Origin of the sequence: Clostridium hydrogenum (assembly GCF_021432385.1) — a bacterium.
Taxonomy (GTDB): domain Bacteria; phylum Bacillota; class Clostridia; order Clostridiales; family Clostridiaceae; genus Clostridium_S; species Clostridium_S hydrogenum.
Genome location: NZ_JAEACT010000003.1, coordinates 873,813 through 896,394, shown reverse-complemented (window position 1 = coordinate 896,394; position 22,582 = coordinate 873,813). Strand labels below are relative to the sequence as shown.

Here is a 22,582-nt window from a genome sequence, read left to right as displayed (position 1 = left end):
AGAAAGTGAGTATATAAATGGAACAATTGCTATATCTTAATCGTTTTACAGCAATAATAGCTCAAAACGATGAATATATTTTTGAAGTAAATGGAAACTTTGATCTTTCAAATAACAGATATCATTTAAATGACTTGCAAAAGGAACAACTTAAACAAATGGTGGACGGTAAAGGATTTAAGAAAGATGATCTCCTTACAGTATGGGGGGAGGATATTATTAATAATTTTATAAGTAATAATATACTTATCTCTGAAGAGATTGACATAAACTGTTTTGAATCTCGAACTGACGCATATTTTCAGTTTCAAAATATTAGTAACAGCTCAAAAAAGTTAGCCCAAAAGAAAGTAATGATTATTGGCTGCGGAAGTATTGGAACGCATGTGGCCTGGAATTTGACAGCAATGGGTGTAGGAAAATTGATTCTAGTTGATTTTGATAAAGTAGAAGAAAGTAATTTAAATCGTCAGCTGTTGTTTGATATAGACGATATTGGTGATTATAAGGTATCAGTACTGCAGAAAAAATTGTCTAAAATTAATCGCAACGTAAGCATAATAGCAGAGAATGTTAATGTAGTAACAGAGGATCAATTAGAAGAATTATGTATAAATTATAATTGCGATTTGATAATTAAATCAGCAGATACACCAGAACAATTTCCAGTTTGGCTTGATTCTGTATGTAAACGAAATAAGTTTAAATATATTAGTGGAACAATGACAGGAACATTTTTCGCAGTAGGGCCTACATATATGGGTGATGAGGATAGTTTTGGATATTCAAACTTTTTTCCTCAATCAACTGATTTCAGAATAGTAGCCGGTCGACGACCTTCGTTATCTTGTCAGTGCAGTTATGTAAGCGCATTATTAGCAGCTGAAGCTAGCAGAATCCTTTTAGGAATAAAAAAATATACATATGTTAATAAAATTTGTTTTGAAGATCCAATTCAAACTACGAAGATGGATGCTATTGCTGCTGATGCATTGATAGAGTCTGAAGAGGAGTATAAATTTAACTTAAATAAGAACGTTTTGATTTTATCTTTAGTTATTCTTATTTTTAATGCATTACTACATTACAATTTTCTATTTTTGGTAGGTACAGTTATTATTATGATTGGTGCGGTTGCTATTTATTCGGTACCTTCAAAAGCTGTTTCCGCAGTAACAAGTAATGCAATACTATATTTTCTAGTGGGATTTATTATAATTGTTATTAGTAATGGTTTAGTTGGTCTTAAGCATGGGGTAGCTCAATCATTACTGACTATTTTGTATATATTTATTATGTACAGTTTATTTATTTTAACTGAGGCCATTTTAGTATTCTTGCTTTCATCTTTAAAAAGAAAGGTGGGATTTTTTATGAAGAATAGATTAAATAATAGGAGGAATAGGATTCATGCAGAATATGATAGAGGTTGAACATATTGTGAAAATGTATGGTGATGTAAAAGCATTAGATGATATATCATTTTCAGTTAAAAAAGGCGAACTTATTGGTGTACTTGGCCGAAATGGTGCTGGCAAAAGCACAATGTTTAAGATATTATGTTCAGTTTTAAAAGCTGATTCAGGTAGAATTTATATTGATAATCAAACAAATCGATTTGACCATATTAGTTATCTACCAGAGGTTAGAGGTTTGAATCCGAGAGAATTAGTTTTTGATCAACTTGTTGATTTGTTATGCTATAAGGGGATTAGACGTTCAGTTGCAAAAAATATGGTTAGGGAACAGTTAGCTCTATGCAAAATGGATAATTATAAGGATAAGCAGATTGCTGATTTATCAAAAGGAAATCAGCAAAAGATACAGTTTATTAGCGCTATCGCAAATAATCCTGAAGTTTTAATTTTGGATGAGCCATTTAGTGGACTAGATGTTATTTCGGCAGATTTTTTTTGGAATACGATTTTACGTTTGGTGTCAAATGGTACAACTATTTTGTTTTCAACACATTCATTGGAAGAAAAATTAGAACATTGTGATAAATTTATGTTTGTAGCAAAAGGAAAAATATTAGAATATGATAGTCTTTCAGAGATACAGAAAAGAAATTCTTTAGTATTGGAGTTAGTGTGTCCATCACTTAAAAGAGAATTTATTGAACAAAAACTTGAGGGTAAGGAGTATAGTGAAAAAAGTGGCCATTTTTATATAACAATTGCTAGTGATAGTGAGGCACAAGAAATTTTTAATGTTTTAGGATCTCCCTATTGTACTAAGTTTATAGTTAGAAAACGTAATATTGATGAACTTTTCAGAATATATAATGATAATGGTGAAAATTATGCGTAATATTAAATTACTTAATTCGATTTATATAAAGTTAAAAAATATGCTGAATTCCATAGCAATTCAGTTATGCCTTTTTTTAATTTTGCTTGCAAGTTGTGCATTAGCTTTTTTCCCTTGGATACATACCAGTTTTTTTTCAAGCAATTCTATCAAAATTGAAGCAAAGGACATTTCCATAGATACAAAGCAGTTTGGTAATATAAAATTGGTTAATAAAAATGCTGATGTTGCAATTTCTTTTAAAGCTAATGAGTCTATGTATAATGTGACTTTTTATACTAGTAATGGAAGGAATGCAAAGCAGACAATTGATAGTATAATATACACATTAAATGTCAATAATCTTAAGTCAAATACAAATATTTCATTTAAGGAAAGACAAATGCTTCAAAACAGGAATATTACTTATACTGACAAAACTGATACGAAAATGTTAACAGAAAATCAAACTACATTTATTATGATGATAGTTTTAATGTTCTTTATAATGACAACAATATTGATTAGCCGTATAGGGGCACAGGTCGCCTATGAAAAAGGAACACAGCTTACTGAGGTGATTTTGACGTCGCTAACTAAAACTCAACTATTTGAAGCAGATGTTATTTCAAGTTTTATTGTTGTGATTATAAATGTCATAGTAATTTTATTACCAATGATTATCGCATCTATAATTAATGATAATAAAATTGTTAGCGATTTTTCATTTTTAAGTGGTGGAAATATATTTTGGATTTTGCTTCATCTTACATTGTGCATATACAGTTTAATTGTTTTATGTATTGGATTATGTAGTATTTCGAAGCGAGCTGAGGATTCGAATGCATATTCTACTATAATGTTAGCGCCAGTAATGGTGTCGTATCTGTATACATTAATAAATAGTAGAATGTATCATGGAATATGGAATTTTTTGAATTATATTCCCTTGTTTTCTGCTTTTCCTATTCTTTCGGAAATTATTACAAACAGTATATCAACACAAACAATGATTGTTTGTGTCATATCAGATATAGTATTTATTTGTATAGAACTATTAATTTCAAAACGTATCTATACAAAAAATATATCAAAATTATAATTTAAAATTTTTGGAGGTAGATTATTATGGTGTTTTTTGTTATTGGGTTGGTAATTGCTTTAGGATTTATATTTATTTTTAGGAAGCAGCTTACTGCAAGAAGAAATGCTTTTCTAAAAAAGTTATTTGGTAAAGATAAAAAATAAAAGCTAAGAATACAATTAAAATTTACACATTTATTATGAGACTAATAATTAATTTAATGTGAAAGAAGGTAAAATTTAATGGATGATATTTTTGATGTGATTGATATTAGTAAAAAAAATATTATTGATAATTACACACCTTGTCGTATATCAGAGTGCTTTGGGGATTTTGATGAAGTTATTGAAATAACAAATTTTAAAGGTATATTTAGATTAAAAAATGTTGGTAGACAGATTTGGCTTATGCTAAATGGTAGAAATACTATTTCAGAAATAGTAGATTCAGTATTTGAACAAATGAATATAAAGGATAGAAATGAAGTAAGAAAGCATGTCATTAAATTAATTAAAAATTTGAGTGAGAAAAAAATGATTATTGTAAACTGGAATCCATTATATAAATTAGAGATAAGTCAGGTGATAGAAGAATGAATGAATTAGATATTTTACTTGCTTTAGCACCATCACCAAATCCTGGATTAATGATTAGTTTTGAATACCAAGGGATGCCACCATTAGGAATAGGATACTTGGGTACATATCTTTCAAAATTTAACTATTCAGTTAAGCTGATAGATATGTCTTTTAGAGACGTGACTATTAATACGTTTATGAAAACAGTAGAATCTAAAAGACCAAAAATGATAGGGCTTTCATGTACAACAGAAACATATTTATCTGCTGTACAGATTGCATCAATAGTAAAATCTAAGTATCCAGATATAATAATTGTATTTGGTGGACCACATGTATCTTTCGAATACGAAGCAGCTTTGTCCACAGGGGTTGTTGACTTTGTTATTTGTAATGAAGGCGAAATAAGCCTAAAAGAATTATGCGATTATTGCATACGCAAGGAGCGTAGGCTTGAGGATTTAAAAGGAATTGTATACAAGAAGGATGGAAAGACAATTTGTGCACCAAGTCAGCCTTTAATTTGTGATCTTGATGAAATACCATTCCCTGATAGAAAATTGTTTGATAAGTTGGAATCATATGCACATCCTGCAACCTGTTCTACAAGCAGGGGATGTCCAGGAAAATGTATTTTTTGTGCTGCCAGCGCACTATCTGGTGGAAAATATCGTTTAAGATCAGCAAAGAATGTTGTACAGGAGTTTGCATATTTGAAATCTTTGGGATTTAATCATGTTGAAATAATTGATGATACCATGACAGCAAGTGTAAAACGCTTAAATGAATTTCTAGATGAACTAATTAGTCAGGATTTAGGTATGACATGGTATTGTGAATCAAGAGTTGATGTTATGACAAAAGAGCTTCTTACAAAAATGAAGAAAGCGGGATTGAACAATATTCAATTTGGAGTTGAAGCTGGAAGTCAGAAGATGCTTGATAGTTTGAAAAAGAATATTACCATGGAACAAATACGTAATGTATTTAATTGGTGTAATGAACTTAGAATTATGTCATCAACCAATATGATTATTGGACAACCATATGACACACCTGAGACTATTAATGATACATTAAATATTGCTGAAGAAGTAGCAAGCTTAGGTGCATCTGTTAATTTTACAGTATGTACTCCTTTTCCAGGTACAGCTCTTTGGGAACATAAAGAGGACTATAATATTAAGATATTAGATAATGACTTAAATCATTACAGCACATTTTGTGCGGTTTATGATTCAAAATATATGAAAGCAAAAGAAATACAAAATGCATATTACAAAAGTACTGTAGATTTACACAGGCGTCATCCTAAAAATATTAATCCAAGTCTTCAAAGATATATAAGAAGAATTGATGCTTTCAATTTCATATAATTATTAAGGAGATATTGAAATGGATAATAGACTTGAAAAACATTATAAAAACGAGAAACCAGAAGTAACAGTAAATTTTATTAAAGATATCCTTAAAAATTTAGGCGCTGAAGTTACTGAAGAATGGATGCCGGTAAGTTCAGCTCAAACATATTCATTACGTGTTAGTTTTAAAGGAACAAGTATAGGAAGTAATGGAAAAGGAATTACTAAGGAATATGCTAGGGCAAGTGCATATGCGGAACTAATGGAACGTTTGCAAAATCGATGGATTAGAAAGTTTTATTTTAAAAAAGGATATCTAGAGGGACATAAGAATTATTATATTACGCCGGATGAAAAATTGATGACAACAGATGAAGTAGCGTCTTTAGATTCAGTTTTTTTTGATATGCTTTTTCAAAAATGTAATTTAAGTGATTTGTCTTATGAGAATAAATTAGAAGTGTTGCAGAACTTACATAAGTTTGAATTAGAAGTAACAGGTGAAGGTGACTTATGGGTTATGGTACCTTTTTATTCAGTCAGAAAAAAGGATGTTGTTTATATACCATATTTTCTATATACATGCATTTATGGAAGTAATGGTATGTGCGCGGGTAATACAGCACGTGAGGCATTAATTCAAGGATTTAGTGAAGTTATAGAAAGGTATGTGCAGAATGAAATAGTAAAGAATTCATATGCATTACCTGATTACAAGTATGAGGAAATTGCTAAATTTCCTGAGATAGAAAGTAGACTTAAATCTTTAGAAAAATTATCTGATTATAGATTTGTATTGAAGGATTGTTCATTGGGAGGAAAGTTTCCCGTGGTTGCATTAGCTTCAATAGAATTAGATAAGGGAAATTATGGACTTAAATTTGGATGCCATCCTGATATTGGAATTGCAATGGAAAGAGTGCTCACTGAAACAAGCCAAGGAATGGATTTCAATCAGTATTGTAAAAAAAGTAAGTTTAATTTTGGTAATGACATTGTAAAAACTGATGATAACTTTAGTAACATTTGTCATACTGGACGGGGACAATACCCATACGAAGTTTTTTCTGATAAACCTTCATTTGACTTCAGTAAATGTAAGGATATTCAAAATAGAAATGATAAAGATATAATTGACTATATAATTAATGATGTTATTGATGAGAAATATGACATTTATATTCGAGATTCTTCTATTTTGGGATTTCCTAGTTATCACATTATTATACCATTTATGTCAGAAATGAATCATATGGATGAGAAAAAATTTAAAAATATCGCATTAAAGTATGCTATTAGTGATCTAATAAATAGACCATCTGAGATAAATTTGTATAATGTACGTTATCTTGGTTATATATTAAAGAATTTTGGAACAAATGACATGCATAGTTCATTAGTTTCATTGTCAGGAACTTTACTTCATACTGAGAACTATCCAGCTGAGAATGTTGGTTTAGGATGGCTTTATATGCTGATACTTTGCGAGGTTATGCAAGAAAAGTATGAGATTGCTTATACTTACATGGAAAAATTTATGTCAATTTTGCCTAAACAGGATAGGAAAGAGATGCGTTTTTATAATGCAATGAAAGATTATCTTCATGGAAGAAGTATTGATTTAAGTCATGATAAGGTTATTTCGTACTTAACTTATTTTTATTCTAGTAAAGTATGTAAATGGTTGAATGAATCATTTTGTGATCCCAAATTAGTATTTGTTAAGTTATTTTCAAATCATATAATGGATAAAAAAACGTGCACTGAATCAAAATGTTGTGATTACTATTTTTATAAGGATATTTGTGAAAAACTACGCACCAAAGAAAAGGTTATGATTGATCAGAATAGACTAAAGGAGTTATTTTCTTGTTGAAGTGAGATATCCGTGCTAATTCTATTTACTTAAAAGCATTGGATTGAGAAAATAGAATGATTCTATCTATATTATTTATAGAGTTATAAATATTAATCACTTTAATATGTTTTTGTGCTTTGAGCACAGTGAAAGGAATGAAAGTTATTATGAAAGATGCTTTACTAATCCTTGGAACTTTAAGCGATATTGGAAAACAAATTGTGTTTAAGACAATAGATAGAGGTACAGATTTAGCTATAATATTAGCAGATAAACCATCGCGCTATAGTGAATTACAGAGTTTTATACGTGAAATAAATATAAAATCTCCACATGTAGAAATAGCATCTGTGAATGTAGATGTTGTTGATTTTGAAAAAATAGAAGATAAATTATCATCTGTTATTAATACAACATATAAAATAAAACAATTTGTATATATCGTTGGTACTAATGAAATAAATTCAGCTGTTGCTATTGATATTAATACGTGGGATAGAGTAATGAATTTAAATTTAAAAGGATTCTTTTTTTCAGCACAATATATAGGAACCCATATGATGAAAAATGGCGGAGGAAATATTGTTAGTATTGCTTCACAACATGGAAGTGCTCCAAATTATGATCGCTCAGTTTATTGTGCAAGTAAAGCTGCACTTATAAGATTATCTGAAGTGCTGGCTTTAGAATGGGCTAAATATAATATTCGTGTCAATACAGTATCACCTACATATTTGAATACAGAAACCAATAGAAATGAAGTTTTGACACAAGCATTTAGAAATAAATGGCTAAATAGCATACCATTACATAGGTGTGCTGAGGCGGAAGATGTAGCTGAAGCAGTTTTATTTTTGTTGTCAGATAATGCAAGTATGATAACTGGTCATGACCTTGTTGTAGACGGTGGCTGGTTATTGAAGCACATGTAATAGAGGGAGTGAATAGTATGAGCAACAAAGGATTTATTTATATAGAATATTTAAATGGCATCTATATTTTTAATAATAATACAGATAATGTTTTAAATGCAAATGATATAAGCAAGGAATATAGAGTGTTAGATTTATCTTCATGTAATTGCTTAGATGATATTGTTTTTTGCATATCAGATGCAGATTTAGATGTTTTATTATTTTACTGCAATAAAGACAACATAGTTTTGATTAATGAATTATGCAAGAAAATTTTTGAATCAGAGGTTAACATTCAACTGATATGGATGATACCTGAAGTAGAAAGTAAATATTTATACCCAATTAATAATAAAGTTGCAATAGTTGTAAGAAACTTATACGATATATCCAACAATAATAATGAAACTATACAGAATATTACTTTTGAAAAATTGATATCGGCATTTGTTGATGTCGAAGCTGGAGTAAATGAAACTGAAATTAAAAAATATATGTCAGATAGTTTATGTCTTATGCTTACTGGTAAGTATCCTAACTCCTATGTTTTTTCAAAATCAAAGCACATATTTGTTCACAACGCTGAAATAATGGATAAATTGGAACTTACACAATATATGGATATTAATAGTATTATTTTTATACCTAATTCAGAAGTGGATAGCAGTAAATATAGAGAGTGGAAAAAAAGATACTATAATCATATAAATACAATTAGTAAAAATTATATGGATATTGATGGCAAAAAACAAAAAATACAATTCGGTTTTTCAAAGTATAGTGATTTTTTCAAGGAAAGAAGCAAAAAAATAACACAATATTTAAAGTTAGAGGATAAAGATGATTTTGATTCATTATTACAAGATACTGCTCATTTTGCGCAAACAGGAATAATAAGGGATCATCAATTTTATTTATTAAATGAGTGTAGATGGGCTAATCGATGTTCCTTACTCTACCAGATGCGTCTGTTTCTTTATGAAGATGGTACAATATCACCATGTGGAGGTAAAAGTGAATGCGGATATTGTATTGATGATGACGAGTATACACAGTTTACAGGAAGGCAAAAAATAATTGAACAAACACAAGTTGCTCGTGAATGCAAAAATTGTGCAGCGAGCAGATGGTGTACAAAGTGTTCATTCCCACCTGAAAGTATTAAATCTAAAGAATACTGTAAAATGATAATTGAACATCCTGAAATTCCAGACTTTATTAACATTAAAAATATTTTATTAATGCTTGAGAAATATACTAAACTTGATAGTAAAATGAAATTTAATGAAATGATATTTTCAAATTATAAATATTCTTTGCTATTGCCTGGTAATATTTCTGCAAAGAAACCTATTTCACAAAATATTTTCTTATTTCAGTATGATAATAAGTATTATTACTTAAATCCATTAAAGGGACGAGTTTTAAAGATTGGATTTTATTTAGCATTTGTACTGGAAGCAATTCAAAAAGGGTATGGGTATGATGAAACTAGAAACTTTTTTGTGGACAAATGGAGCGAAGAGTGTTGTGAGACTAATTTTCAGAATGCATGGGATAAGGTTAACAATAATATTCTAAATGTATAGGGTGTCAATTATGAGAAGTTAACGTTTCAAGGTCATATAGTAATATTGATAGTTTTACTTAGAATAGTGTCTTTGTTAATATAAATGATAAAATCTTGTAATTGCTTTATATGAGAAAGTTAACAACGTTGTTACCGTAGTGTAAGGTTTATTCAAGAACTATGATGAGGCTCTTCAACTCAAATGAATTGAGTTGAAGATCAGCTTTTGGAAGCTACCATAGTTATTTTTAAGTTTAAGTGGTTCAATTATATTTCGCCATCAAAAGCTATGTATAGAGGAAATGCTTGAGTTTATCGATATCAATACAAATCTAAAAGAAAGGAAAGGTGTATATTGCTTCCAAATGCATCATACAAGAATGATATGAGTAATTATTGGTTACCTATGAGTGGACCTAATGAGGAACGTGAATGTATTGTTCACGCAGATGGTGTGTATATTTATAATTTAGATGGAAATAGATATTTAGATGGAAACAGTGGATTATGGAATGTTCCTTTAGGATATTCTAATAGGGCAATAAAGCAAGCAATTATGCTGCAGATGGAGAAAATGCCATTTGCCAATCCAGAAATGTTTTCAAATGAAATTGAAGAGGAATTAGCTAAAAAGATAATATCTATTATGCCGTCTTGTATGAAAAAAGTGTTTTTTACATGTACAGGATCTGAATCTACCGAATTAGCCATTAAAATTGTACGAAAATATCAAAGATTATTTAGGAATACAAAGCGAAGTGAAATTGCTGTTTTTAACCAATCTTATCATGGAAACTATTTTGGTTCAATGTCAGCAAGTACATATGAAGGTGAGTATCGCAATGCCTATAAACCTTTGTTGGAGGGATTTATTGAACTTCCTCTTCCTTTTATACGTGAAAAAGATAAACAAATAGAGGATATTTGCAAAAGTGTAAAATTGATACTAGAGACCAAAAAAAGTAGTCTCGCTGCTATATTTATAGAGCCAATTTTGGGTTCAGCAGGTGTTATTCCTATGCCAATAGATTTATTGAAATGGATTTGTAAATTTGCAGCTAAAAATAATATCATAACTGTTTTTGATGAAATTTCGACTGGTATGGGAAGAACTGGAAGGATGTTTGCTTTTGAACATGCTGAGGTTGTACCGGATATTGTTTTATTATCAAAAGGGTTAAATAATGGTTATCTGCCAATGGGAGCTGTTGTAATTTCATCGAATATTTGTTCTGCGTTTAGTATGCGATCAGATATTTTATTTCATCTTTCCACTCAAAATGGAAATCCTATATGTTGTGCAGCGGCGCTGGCAACAGTTAATCAGATATCCGAAAATGGTAATAAAATTGTTGGTGAAGTTTCAGAAAAAGGAGCGTTTTTCAAGCAATGTCTAATGAGTGATTTACTTGGAAATAAATATGTTTATAGTATACGAGGTATAGGATTAATGAACGCCATTGAATTAGTTGAAGAAGATGGTATTACACCTCTAAATAGTACTGATTTATATTATATAGTTCGGTTACTTAAACAGAATGGAATTATATGTTCTTGGAATCATGGTAAAGGATTAGGTTCATGTATATATTTTTTATTGCCATATATAGTCGAAATCGATGAAATTAGTTTTATTTCAAATACAATTAAGAGAGTCTTAGAGAATTTTCGATTATTTTAATAATATATAATTAAGTGTTTGATTAAAGTAGGTTTTTACTAATAAATAAACGTAAAAAAATTATAAAAGAAATTTTATATATGATAAGTTTCCTCTGTCAATAAAATTTTTAAGGATGAAGGCATTTATTTTTGACAAGTTTAGAATAATCACAGCGAAATGTAAGAAGGCTGTAATATTCAGGTACAAGCATAGAGTTTCTAGACTAATTCAATATTTAAACGTTGATTAGTAGGTATTTAAAGAGCAGAATACATCAAAAGTATACAAAGGGTAAAGATGCTTCTTCTAAGCAGTAGAGAAGAGCATGAGTATTTTAATTTGAAAAGGTACATTATGTGAGGTGAGAAAGTAAATGGAGTATTATGGAATATTTAAACAAATTAATGAGTTGAGTATAAGTGATATATCAAAGATTGACTTCTATGAAGGTTTTTTTGCAGAATTTTACGAAAGTCAATCAAACGTAACTAATAATGAGGAGGTAGGAATTTATTTAAAAAACGCTTATACGACAGGTGGTAATGTATTAGAATTAGCCTGTGGTAATGGTAGAATTACACTGCAATTAGCTAGAAGAGGAATTAAAGTAATAGGTGTTGACAATTCTAAGGATATGCTAAAAATATTGGATAAAAAAGTAAGAAAGTCCGATTTAAGTGTGAAAAAAAATATTGTTTGGTATAATCAAGATGTACTTAATTTAGATATAAAGGAAGAATTTAGCTTAGCGATTATACCAGCCACTACTATTTGTCTATTATTTGATGATATTGAAAAAACTGCGGCGATGTTTAATTATATTTATGATAAATTGCCAATTGGTGGTCGTTTGGTTTTTGATTACATATCCGAGTATAAGAATCAGGAGAATAAAACTCCCATTGAAATGGTAACAAATGAAAGCGAAGGAATTAAAGAATTTATAATGTGGCAAGAATTTAAAAATTTTGATCAAGGAAGAGCCATAATGAATTTTTATGCAGAAAGAATTGAAAATAACACTACCTTCAGATATTTGGGATGTACAAATAAGAAAATTATCTCTGGTATGGAACTTAATAATTTAATCAGTAAAACAAAATTTAAGCAAGTTGAGACTATTGTTATAGAAAATAATTTAATCGGAAAGGTAAAGTATGTAGTACTAGAAAAATAGGTTATTCCATGAGAAATGATATAGGTTAATACACAGGTTGATTTGAACCATTTAACGTTAATAGAGCATCTATGGTTTGATGGATACCCAGTATTGAATAAATCAGCTCTAAAAATGGAGGATGGATAGCAAGCTCGGGGCAGTCCTCACAAAACATCCTTTAGAAGGCATGAACAAATTGTGTGAACGAAGATATATATGCAGAATAGAAAACAGAGAGGATTATCATTTTTGTGGCGGTTCTTTCTGTTTTTGCGTTCCGATGTAGTATATCCAGAAGAAGCTGTTATTATTGCAGCAGAATTTTGCTACCTTCTGGGTGAGGTAAAACACCTTGATGAAATTGAGCAGATATTAGAGGAGAATGCTCGATATAAGATTATTACTCCATGTGGGCTGCAGTGGGTTAAATATTTGAATCAACACCTTAATATACAAGGATAGACAACTTGTTTGCATTGCATCCTCATATATTACATACAAAAGTACCATTGGAATAACGATAGGAACCTTGGAAGAGCATAGAAGAATGGGACTTGCTGCAGCCTGTGCTGCTAGATTAATTTTGACTTGTCTTGAGAGATGTATTTACCATGGATGGGAGGCAGCAAACAGGGATTCAGTAAATTTGTCGGAAAAATTGGGTTACCATTTTGATAAGGAATTTGAAGTCTATTCGCTTTTATAAAAAGAATTGAAGTATATGCCAGCTTCAAGGAGGGTGTCACATTAGCATATTTTTTTATGCTAATGTGACACCCCCTTTTTTTATGCTACATACACATGTTGGTAAGTATGCCACCCAAATTAAGTGTATCTAGTTTTATGTGATATTTAAAAGACAATAGCTTTGATGATATTTAACTAAGTTTTCGTTTTCAAAGCCTGATTTATAAGCTATGAGGAGTCACTTTCTAATTGAGGTTATAAAAGAGTTGAACATATTTATTTATAAGTTGAAAAATGTTAAATATAAAGCTCTGTTTTTGATAAATTAATGGAAAAAATATAATAATATTAAGAGTTTTTGATTATCAAGAAAAAAAGCACTACCAAAGCTACATGAATAATGTTCAAATTGACATGAAATTTAACCTGATAGTCAATAGAGATTGTAGTGGTTTTAATTATTTGATACTATTAAAAAAATAGAAAGAGGGGGTTTAGTTTATGAAATTTAATTATAAAGGTAATATAGATGTAAAAAAGTATATTGATTCATTAGATCTTTCTTTAATACCAGATGAAGGACAAATTGATGAAATAATGAAGAAGAGTCTTACAAAAAGTTTTTTAACATTAAAAGCATTATCAAAAGAAGAAAAGATTTCTAAAGGTGATACTGTTATTTTTGAAATAGTAAGTACAATAACCAAGTTTAATAAACCAAAGCTTATGTTGGTTGTTGGAAATGGATTATATGACAAAACTGTAGAAGAAAATATGATTGGTATGTGTACAGGTGATAAAAGAGAAATTTCAATTAATGATATCCCGGTTACATTTACAATTTTGGAAGTAAAACGTAAGGATGTCCCAGAGATATCTATAGATATGGTTAAGGCTCAAAATATTGAAAATGTTGAAACAATTGAACAATATAGAGAGCATCTAAAAAAACAATTGATGGATAATACGATATTTCCTATGGTTATGCAAATGGTTGAGAACATAATGAAAGACATTCCTTTTGATGAGCCAGAAGAAGAGGAAATTAAAATATTAGGTGAATTAGAAGCGGATTTCTTTCATGAATCATTTAAAAAGGAAAAAAATATAGATCTTTATACTGCAAAACCAGAAGAGATAAAAGGATTACTTGGAACAGAATCTTTAGCAGATTTTATAAATGCCCGTAGTGAATGGTATGCTATTAAGGCAAAGCAGTGCATAATTTATTCAAAGCTTCTTGGAATTGAATGTGTAGATGAATATGATCCAATGCTTCATTATGATGTGCTTTCAAAATTAACTATGAAATTTGTCGAATTTGTTAAAAATGAATTGTTAAGGAGGAAAAAAGAAAATGGCAGTAATTAAAGTTGGAGAAGAAAAATTTGATGAGGTAACAAAAGAGGGAATTTGGATAGCAGATTTCTATACAGATCATTGTGGACCATGTAAAGTATTAGATGTAGTAATTAATCAAATCATTTTTGATAATCCTATGATTAACCTTGTAAAGTGTAATATTGAAGAAAGTCCTGCCTATGCGGATCGCTTTAAAGTGGAAGGAACACCAACATTATTATTCTTAAATGATGGAGAAATAAAAGACCGTCTTGTTGGAGCATGGGGACGTGATAAAGTAGAAGAATGTATTTCAAAATGCATGTATGAATAATAAATATGGATAAACCATTTCAACTATGTAAAATTCATATGCACCATAATGCCTAGAAGATGGCATTTTGGTACAAATAAATTTTAAGTTTCACAGTGGTTTATCTTTAGAGCTGGGGCATTAAGAATAAAAATTATAAGATTCTTAATGCAACAGCCAGTTTTATATATATTTTGCGATTTATCAAGTTAAAGTGTTAAATTGGGGGCTTTGAAATGGCTTATTTATATAGATAAACCGCTTCAACTATTGAAATTCATGTGCACCAAAATGCCCAGAAGATGGCATTTTGGTACAAATAAATTTCAAGTTTCAGGGAGGTTATCTTTAATGGAAGGAGAAAACTATATGAAAAATATGAATAAGAAGGAAAAAACAGCTGGGGACTGGATGCAATTTTTTCGCTTTTTAAAAAAGGCAAAAATGTCATGGATATTAATAATTTTTGCTACAGCAGTATCAATGGTGAATTCTGAGATGGTTACTCGTATTCCAAGTGCTACAGCATCAATTTATAGTGGAGATTTTAGTTCAAAGGTAATAATAAAAGTTATTACTTTATATGTAATTACATTAATAGTATCTGCATTAGTAAGTGTTATAAGTATGTATGCACAAGGAAGATCAGTTAGAAAATTAAGAGGTATAGTCTGGAAAAAAATGATAAATTCTAAGACATATTTTTATAAAGAAAATGATCCGGAAAATTTACTTAGTGCAATAACTAATGATTCACTTATGACAGTTAGCAGTGTTGTAGGATTTATTGTAGGAGTAATACCTTGTATTTATTATTTGGTTCGTGCTTTTATGACGGTAAATCAATATAGTATAAAGCTTATGCTATCACTTTTTATAATGGTTCCAATTTATATTATTTATGCTTTCTTTGTAGGAAGATGGCAGTATCGTACAAATTTAAGAATCCAAACAAGGATTGGTGGGCTTACAGGCTATTTGGTTGAACGACTTCGTAATTTAAATCTTATAAAGGCATATTCAAATGAAAAAGAAGAAGAAAAGAACGGGGATAAAACAGCACTAGAATTATACCATGCAAAATTGCAATCAGCTTATATAAATGCATCGTCTGTAGGTTATATTCTTTTAACTGATGTGATTGCGACTGTATGTGCAGTTATTTGGGGAGCGTTGCTTTTACGAAAAGGAGAGATTGATGTTAAAGCTTGGATGGCATTCTTTTTATTTGTGCCTACTATAAATGGACAAATGAGAGCTTTAGTTCAACAATGGCTAAGCGCAAAGGGGATGCAAGGTTATGCAGCTCGTTTAGAAAATATTTTAAATGCTCCAGATGAAGAAGTTGAATTTGAGAATACTAATGTGCCATTTGAAAATGAAGATATATCTTTCAAAGATGTAAGTTTTTCATATGGCGAGGGAGCGGCACTTTCAAATATCAATTTAACTATTCCCAAAGGAAAAGTTACGGCTATTGTTGGACTTTGTGGAAGTGGAAAGACTACACTTTTAAATATGCTTGAACGCTTGTATGACCCTGAAGCTGGAACAATTGAAATTGGAAAGACAGATATTAAGAATTTTAACATTAGTGAATATCGTGAACATTTTGCTTATATTCAGCAAGATTCAGGTGTTTTCAGCGGTTCAATAAGAGAAATTCTTACTTATGGAATAACTAGAAGTGTTATAGATGCTGAATTAGTGGAGGTAACAAAAAAAGCTGGTATTTTTGAATATATCTCAAGCCAAACAAATGGATTTGATACAAATATTTCTCTTTGGGGAGAGTCATTGTCTGGAGGTCAGCGACAGAAATTGGTGATTGCAAGAGAGCTGTTAAAAAATAAAGATATTATATTACTTGACGAGCCAACAAGTGCTTTGGATGTAGCTGCAGCTAGAGAAATACAAAATATATTATTTAATCAGTTCAATAAAAAAACCATCATTACAGTGACCCATGATCTTTCTTTAATGGCTTCTGTAGATCAGATTGTAGTTATGAATAATGGTAAAGTAGAGGCATGTGGTACTCATGATGAACTTATGGATAAATGTTCATTATATCATGAATTGGTAGATGAACAGTCCTATTTGGAGGTGTATGAAGCTTGAAGAAGAATGATATAGAAATGAATAGTATTTTAGATAAAGTATCATTTAGGCAGTTTTTGAAGATATTTAAACAAATAAAACTGCCTTGGCTATTAATGATTTTAACAATTTTGTCAGACTTGGTTATGTATGTATTTTCATCATTCTCTAAGCAAATTACAGGAAATGTAGTGGATAGTAAAGGGTCTATTAGCAATGGTTTATTGGTTTCATATGCAATAACAATGACTCTAGTAGCAGTTATGACTATTATTTCTTATATATTGCAAGGTGTTTATAGTGAAAAGATTAATCTTAGGTTAAGACAAAAACTATGGAAAAAGATGATGTATATTCCTCAAAAGAACTTTGATATTGATAAGGGAGAAACTCTTGTTAGTCGTGTGACTAAGGATTGTGATTTTGCAAGTACTCTATTTACAACAATTTTTTCAGCTTTCACATTAATTTTTGGATTTGTTATGTATTTGGTTCAAATGTATTTAACTAATGGTACTATGGCAAGTTTTATTTTGTTACTTCTTCCAGTGAGTGCTTTGGTAGGATGGGGATATGGAAAGCTTCAATATTGGATTGGTCAGAGAACTCAAGCTACTCTATCTGACTCAACTACATATTTGATTGAGCGTACCAAGAATTTTAATTTAGTTAAGGCTTCTAATACACAGAAATTAGAAGAAGCTGTTGGAAGCAAGCAATTTGAGGAACAATATAAAATTGATATAAAAACTGGATGGGTACAAGGTTTATCTTCTGTAATTACAAATGGTCTGAATATTTTTAGTATGGCAATAACCTTTATATTTGGTGGAATGTTAGTTAGTAAGCATGTTCTTACAACAGGAAATATAGTGACTTTCTATATTTTTTCTACTGCTTTAGCATCTATGTTCTCAAACTTTATTAGTTACTTTGGATCTATTAAGCTTACAATAGGTTCCTTAGCAAGGATTACTAAAATTTTTGAAATAGAAAGTGAAGAACTTGATAAAGGATTAGAGCTGGATGTTCCAGATGCAGATATTATATTTAAAGATGTAGACTTTGCGTATAGTGATAAAGAAAGTACATTGAAAGACTTTACTTGTATAATACCTAAAAATAAGACTACTGCAGTAATTGGTGCTAATGGATCTGGTAAGACTACAATGTTTAAATTGCTAGAAAGATTTTATAATACAGACCAAGGTGAGATCTTATTTGGAAATACTAATATAAATGATTTTAAGGTTAGTTCTTGGAGAAAGGCATTTGCTTTAGTAGCACAAGATCACCCACTTATGGAAGGTACAATACGTGAAAATATTGTATATGGCTGTGAGCGTGAAGTAACAGAGGAAGAATTAAAAGAAGTTGCTAAGATGGCCAATTTAACTGAATTAGTTGAAAGTCTTCCAGATGGATTTGACAGTTATGTGGCACCGGAGGGAAGAAATTTTTCTGGTGGACAAAGACAATGTGTGGCAATTGCACGTGCTATTATGCATAATCCTGATTATCTGCTTCTTGATGAAGCTACAAGCAGCCTAGATGCAAAGTGTGAACGAACTGTAGTAGATGGATTTGGAAAGTTTATGAAGAATCGTACTGTTGTAATTATTGCACATAACTTATCTGCAATACGTAATGCAGATAATGTAATTGTATTAAAGAAGGGCAAAATAGCAGCAAGCGGATCTCCACAAGATATACTTAAAACAAGTATTGATTACAGAGATTTTGTAATGAAACATAAAAATGCAGGAGAAGGCATGGCGTATAGATAAACCGCTTCAACTATTAAAATTTATGTGCACCAAAATGCCCAGAAGACAGCATTTTAGTACAAATAAATTTTAAGTTTCAGGGTGGTTTATCTTTAAAAGGAGGAAAAAATAATGTTTGATGCAGCAATTATTGGAACAGGACCTGCAGGATTGTCTGCAGCACTGAATTTAAAAATACATCAAAAGTCATTTATTTGGCTTGGAAGTAAATCCTTAAGCAAAAAGATACAAAAAGCTGAAAAGGTAATGAATTATCCAGGACTTTCAAATGTAACTGGTGAAGAAATGTTAGAATCATTTTTAAAACAAGTTGAAGATATGAAATTAGATATATCAGAAGAAATGGTAAATTCTATTATGTTTTTAGGTGATCATTATTATTTAATGGCTGGAAGTAATGTATATGAGGCTAAAACTATAATTCTTGCTACAGGAATTACCAATGTGGGTAGGATAATTGGTGAAGAAAATTTAGTTGGAAAAGGTGTTAGCTATTGTGCTACTTGTGATGGCATGTTATATAGAGGAAAAACTATTTCTGTAATAAGTAATTCAAATCGATTTGAACATGAAGTAGAATATCTTTCAAATCTTGCGGAAAAGGTTTATTTCTTTCCAACTTATAAGGATTATAAAATAAGTAAAAATAATATTGAAGTTTATAATACAAAACCAACTGCTATTATGGGCGAAAAAAAGGTTGAAGGAATTGAGCTTAATGATGGAAGCAAAGTTGAGATTGATGGTATTTTCTGCTTGAGAGATTCTATTGCATTATCTACATTGTTACCAGATCTTAAATTAGATGATGGTCACATGGCTGTTAATCGTAAAATGGAAACCAATCTTCAAGGATGTTTTGCGGCAGGAGATTGTACAGGAAGACCATATCAATATACAAAAGCTGTTGGCGAAGGAAATATTGCTGCACATAGTTTAATAGAGTATTTGGCCAAGGAGGAAAAAAGATGAATTTAGATTTAAATTCAATAATACACGGATTTAGAGTAACCAATGCTAGAGAATTTAAAGAATTAGATGCAACTATGTATGAAATGATACATGAGAAAACAGCCGCAGAATTGGTATGGCTTAAGACATCAGATTCGAATAAGTTATTTTCAATTGCATTCAAAACCATACCAACAAATGATACAGGTGTATTTCACATTTTAGAGCATTCAGTATTATGTGGTTCTAAAAAATATCCAGTAAAAGAACCATTTGTAGAGTTATTAAAAAGTTCTATGAATACATTTTTAAATGCAATGACTTATCCAGATAAAACACTTTACCCGGTTTCTAGTCGTAATGATAAAGATTTTATAAATTTAGCAAAAGTATATTTGGATGCAGTTTTTGAGCCTGCAATTTATGAAAATCCGAATATTTTCTACCAAGAGGGCTGGCATTATGAAATTAATGATAAAGCTGAAAACCCAATATATAAAGGTGTAGTATTTAATGAAATGAAAGGTGCTTATTCATCGGTTTATACTTCAATTATGAGTGACATTAATAGAATGTTATTTCCAGATAATTGCTATCAATACGTATCAGGAGGAGAGCCTGAAAAGATACCTGATTTAACTTATAAGGAATTTATTGAAGCTCATAGTGCATATTATCATCCATCCAATTCACGTATATATTTAGATGGTGATGTAAATATAGAGCAAATTTTATCTTTGCTTGATCAAGAGTATTTATGTAAATATGAAAAGAAAGATGAAAAGTTTGAAATAAAAGTTCAAGAACCTATAAAATTCAATGAAAAAGTTCATTATTATGAAATCTCACAAGAAGAAGCTTTGGAGGGAAAATCCCATATGACACTTGGAAAAATAGTGGGTACATGGGAAGAAAGAGAAAAACTTCTTGCAATCAGTGTTTTGGCGGAATATTTAATAGGCTCTAATGATTCACCAATGAAAAAAGCAATTTTACAAAAACAATTAGGACAGGATGTTAGTATTCAATTGATAGAGTGGGTACTTCAGCCATATATGCTGCTTCAGGTTTGGAATACTGATTATGAAAAGAAGGATGAGATAAAAGAAACCATTAAGAATACAATTTTAACAATTGTTAAGAATGGCATTTCAGTAAAAGATCTTGAAGCTGTTATTAATCAAAAGGAATTTAAATGTAAGGAAAGCAGTGAACCAAGAGCAATAACAAATAATATTAATGTATTGAAATCTTGGCTTTATGGTGGAGATCCTGCCTTATATTTAACTTATAAAGATATATTTAAATCACTGAGAGAAAAATTGACTACTGATTATTTTGTTAAATTAGCAGAACAATTATTTTTGGAAGACGACACAACGGCAGTATTATATTCACTCCCTTCAAAAACCTTAGGGGAAGAAAAAAGGAAAAAAGAAGAAGAAAAGCTTATTAATATTAAGAATTGCTGGGACAAAGATAAACTGGAAGAAATTATAAACCTTAACAATAAATTGCAGGAGTGGCAGCGTCTTTCAGATACAAAGGATAAATTAAATACAATACCTAAACTTAATCTATCAGAAGTAAATCTACTGCCAGAAAAAAGGGAAACAGAGGTATATGCTGAAGAAAATGTAAAAGTATTATTTCATTCGTCTTTAGCAAAGGGAGTTATATATTTAAATTTATATTTTTCCTTGGCAGATTTTGAATTTGATAAGTTAACTTCATTAGCATTTATGTCAAAGCTTTTTGGTGAACTTCCAACCAAGAATAATAATTTAGAAGAACTAAAGAGAGATATTAAGACTAATCTTGGTAATTTGGATTTTGGTATTGAAGTATTTAGTAAACCAGGTAACATTGAAAATTGTAATCCATATTTTGTTGTTAAATGTAGTGTATTAGAAGAAAAGTTTCAAGATGCAATAAGAATAATAAAAGAAGTGCTAACTGAAACAAAATTTGATCAAGATAATAAGATAAAAGAAATCTTACAGCAAATGGATGAAGGACTGCGACAAGAAATTATTACGAGTGGACATATGTATTCTATCAAACGTGCTGCAGCTCATTTTTCAGCTGAAGGAGCAGTAGCAGAAGCAATAGAAGGGTATAGCTTCTATGAATGGATACATGGATTTGTGCAAAAGTATGAGACGGATAAGGATAAATTTATACAATTTGTATCAGCTTCACAAAAACAAATATTTATTAATTCTCATTTAGTGGTTAGTGTAACAGCTTCAGAAAAGGTTAGAGAAATATCACAATTGGTTAGTGTATTTCCAAAAGGATCTATTGAAAAGGAATGTATGAAAGTGGTATTACAAACAACTAAGAAAGAAGGAATTCAAATACCAGCTGAAATTTCTTATTCCGCACTTTGCTCTAACTTATATAAATGTGGATATGATTATTCTGCAGGATTAAAAGTACTTTCAAATATACTTTCACTTAGTTATCTTTGGAATGAAATAAGAGTACAAGGAGGGGCTTATGGTACTGGATTTAGTGTATCTAAAACTGGTGACTTAATGTTTTATTCCTATCGTGATCCAAATGCAGCAAGATCTTTATCAATTTATAGAAGTGCTTCAAAATATATTCGTGAATTTTGTGAAAGTGTTGATAAGCTAGATGAGTTTATTATTGGCAGCATAGCTAAAACAGAACCGCTATTATCACCAAAAGCTTTAGGTGCTTTAGCAGATTCTGAATATTTCAGAGCTATAAGTTATGAGGACAGATGCAAGGATCGTTCAGAAATGCTAGGAGTAAATAAGGATAAATTGATAGGATACCTTAATATTTTGGAAACCATAGCTAATGAGAATGCTGTATGTGTTGTTGGACATGTACAAGCACTTAAAAATTGTGAAAAAGAAGAACTTAAAATAATGAATATTTAGGATGGAGGAAAA

Annotated in this window: 17 protein-coding genes; all 17 read left to right on the top strand. The window is 30.2% G+C overall.

Annotation, left to right across the window (positions count from 1 at the left end; translation table 11 throughout):
• The first annotated feature begins 17 nt into the window (after positions 1–17).
• The 17 genes from CUEA01_RS17235 (at position 18) to CUEA01_RS17155 (ending at position 22,570) form a co-directional block, all read left to right on the top strand.
• On the top strand, positions 18–1,433 hold the full coding sequence (locus CUEA01_RS17235) for a ThiF family adenylyltransferase (protein WP_234123016.1): 1,416 nt from the start codon (positions 18–20) through the stop codon (positions 1,431–1,433).
• Positions 1,411–2,310, top strand: coding sequence for an ABC transporter ATP-binding protein (locus CUEA01_RS17230; RefSeq protein ID WP_234123015.1), 900 nt, complete (start codon positions 1,411–1,413; stop codon positions 2,308–2,310). Before CUEA01_RS17235 ends, CUEA01_RS17230 begins: the two co-directional genes overlap by 23 nt.
• Entirely contained in the window at positions 2,303–3,391 is a 1,089-nt protein-coding gene (locus CUEA01_RS17225; protein WP_234123013.1) for an ABC transporter permease, read from the top strand. Before CUEA01_RS17230 ends, CUEA01_RS17225 begins: the two co-directional genes overlap by 8 nt.
• Before the next feature lie 224 nt (positions 3,392–3,615).
• Positions 3,616–3,969 carry a PqqD family protein gene (locus CUEA01_RS17220; protein ID WP_234123011.1) on the top strand — a complete coding sequence of 118 codons (354 nt, stop codon included), beginning with the start codon at positions 3,616–3,618 and terminating at the stop codon, positions 3,967–3,969.
• On the top strand, positions 3,966–5,327 hold the full coding sequence (locus CUEA01_RS17215; protein ID WP_234123010.1) for a B12-binding domain-containing radical SAM protein: 1,362 nt from the start codon (positions 3,966–3,968) through the stop codon (positions 5,325–5,327). Before CUEA01_RS17220 ends, CUEA01_RS17215 begins: the two co-directional genes overlap by 4 nt.
• A gap of 19 nt (positions 5,328–5,346) precedes the next feature.
• The gene (locus CUEA01_RS17210) at positions 5,347–7,188 is read left to right on the top strand and encodes a YcaO-like family protein (RefSeq protein ID WP_234123009.1); all 1,842 of its coding nucleotides are present in this window, start codon (positions 5,347–5,349) and stop codon (positions 7,186–7,188) included.
• 149 nt (positions 7,189–7,337) lie between these two features.
• On the top strand, positions 7,338–8,102 hold the full coding sequence (locus tag CUEA01_RS17205; protein ID WP_234123008.1) for an SDR family NAD(P)-dependent oxidoreductase: 765 nt from the start codon (positions 7,338–7,340) through the stop codon (positions 8,100–8,102).
• A 17-nt stretch (positions 8,103–8,119) separates the two neighbouring features.
• Positions 8,120–9,673, top strand: coding sequence for a hypothetical protein (locus tag CUEA01_RS17200; protein ID WP_234123007.1), 1,554 nt, complete (start codon positions 8,120–8,122; stop codon positions 9,671–9,673).
• Between the two features lie 366 nt (positions 9,674–10,039).
• The gene (locus CUEA01_RS17195; protein ID WP_234123006.1) at positions 10,040–11,335 is read left to right on the top strand and encodes an aminotransferase family protein; all 1,296 of its coding nucleotides are present in this window, start codon (positions 10,040–10,042) and stop codon (positions 11,333–11,335) included.
• A 355-nt stretch (positions 11,336–11,690) separates the two neighbouring features.
• Positions 11,691–12,494 (top strand): class I SAM-dependent methyltransferase, encoded by an 804-nt coding sequence (locus CUEA01_RS17190; RefSeq protein ID WP_234123004.1) that lies wholly within the window; start codon positions 11,691–11,693, stop codon positions 12,492–12,494.
• 418 nt (positions 12,495–12,912) lie between these two features.
• The gene (locus CUEA01_RS17185) at positions 12,913–13,182 is read left to right on the top strand and encodes a GNAT family N-acetyltransferase (RefSeq protein ID WP_329604008.1); all 270 of its coding nucleotides are present in this window, start codon (positions 12,913–12,915) and stop codon (positions 13,180–13,182) included.
• A 482-nt stretch (positions 13,183–13,664) separates the two neighbouring features.
• Complete coding sequence (locus tag CUEA01_RS17180) at positions 13,665–14,534, top strand: trigger factor (protein ID WP_234123003.1); 870 nt, start codon at positions 13,665–13,667, stop codon at positions 14,532–14,534.
• Positions 14,521–14,838: a thioredoxin family protein gene (locus tag CUEA01_RS17175; RefSeq protein WP_234123002.1), complete on the top strand. Its 318-nt coding sequence runs from the start codon at positions 14,521–14,523 to the stop codon at positions 14,836–14,838. Before CUEA01_RS17180 ends, CUEA01_RS17175 begins: the two co-directional genes overlap by 14 nt.
• A gap of 330 nt (positions 14,839–15,168) precedes the next feature.
• A complete protein-coding gene (locus CUEA01_RS17170; protein WP_234123001.1) occupies positions 15,169–16,938 on the top strand; it encodes an ABC transporter ATP-binding protein in 1,770 nt (589 codons plus the stop codon).
• A complete protein-coding gene (locus CUEA01_RS17165) occupies positions 16,935–18,704 on the top strand; it encodes an ABC transporter ATP-binding protein (RefSeq protein WP_234123000.1) in 1,770 nt (589 codons plus the stop codon). The genes CUEA01_RS17170 and CUEA01_RS17165 overlap by 4 nt, the downstream gene beginning before the upstream one ends.
• A 111-nt stretch (positions 18,705–18,815) precedes the next feature.
• Positions 18,816–19,676: an NAD(P)/FAD-dependent oxidoreductase gene (locus tag CUEA01_RS17160; protein ID WP_234122999.1), complete on the top strand. Its 861-nt coding sequence runs from the start codon at positions 18,816–18,818 to the stop codon at positions 19,674–19,676.
• On the top strand, positions 19,673–22,570 hold the full coding sequence (locus CUEA01_RS17155) for an insulinase family protein (protein ID WP_234122998.1): 2,898 nt from the start codon (positions 19,673–19,675) through the stop codon (positions 22,568–22,570). Before CUEA01_RS17160 ends, CUEA01_RS17155 begins: the two co-directional genes overlap by 4 nt.
• Positions 22,571–22,582: the final 12 nt, after the last annotated feature.

Excerpts from the sequence above, each read along its gene's own strand:
- CUEA01_RS17235 (WP_234123016.1), top strand. The coding sequence starts at position 18 with ATGGAACAATTGCTATATCTTAATCGTTTTACAGCAATAATAGCTCAA.
- CUEA01_RS17230 (WP_234123015.1), top strand. The coding sequence starts at position 1,411 with ATGCAGAATATGATAGAGGTTGAACATATTGTGAAAATGTATGGTGAT.
- CUEA01_RS17225 (WP_234123013.1), top strand. The coding sequence starts at position 2,303 with ATGCGTAATATTAAATTACTTAATTCGATTTATATAAAGTTAAAAAAT.
- CUEA01_RS17220 (WP_234123011.1), top strand. The coding sequence starts at position 3,616 with ATGGATGATATTTTTGATGTGATTGATATTAGTAAAAAAAATATTATT.
- CUEA01_RS17215 (WP_234123010.1), top strand. The coding sequence starts at position 3,966 with ATGAATGAATTAGATATTTTACTTGCTTTAGCACCATCACCAAATCCT.
- CUEA01_RS17210 (WP_234123009.1), top strand. The coding sequence starts at position 5,347 with ATGGATAATAGACTTGAAAAACATTATAAAAACGAGAAACCAGAAGTA.
- CUEA01_RS17205 (WP_234123008.1), top strand. The coding sequence starts at position 7,338 with ATGAAAGATGCTTTACTAATCCTTGGAACTTTAAGCGATATTGGAAAA.
- CUEA01_RS17200 (WP_234123007.1), top strand. The coding sequence starts at position 8,120 with ATGAGCAACAAAGGATTTATTTATATAGAATATTTAAATGGCATCTAT.
- CUEA01_RS17195 (WP_234123006.1), top strand. The coding sequence starts at position 10,040 with ATGAGTAATTATTGGTTACCTATGAGTGGACCTAATGAGGAACGTGAA.
- CUEA01_RS17190 (WP_234123004.1), top strand. The coding sequence starts at position 11,691 with ATGGAGTATTATGGAATATTTAAACAAATTAATGAGTTGAGTATAAGT.
- CUEA01_RS17180 (WP_234123003.1), top strand. The coding sequence starts at position 13,665 with ATGAAATTTAATTATAAAGGTAATATAGATGTAAAAAAGTATATTGAT.
- CUEA01_RS17175 (WP_234123002.1), top strand. The coding sequence starts at position 14,521 with ATGGCAGTAATTAAAGTTGGAGAAGAAAAATTTGATGAGGTAACAAAA.
- CUEA01_RS17170 (WP_234123001.1), top strand. The coding sequence starts at position 15,169 with ATGGAAGGAGAAAACTATATGAAAAATATGAATAAGAAGGAAAAAACA.
- CUEA01_RS17160 (WP_234122999.1), top strand. The coding sequence starts at position 18,816 with ATGTTTGATGCAGCAATTATTGGAACAGGACCTGCAGGATTGTCTGCA.
- CUEA01_RS17155 (WP_234122998.1), top strand. The coding sequence starts at position 19,673 with ATGAATTTAGATTTAAATTCAATAATACACGGATTTAGAGTAACCAAT.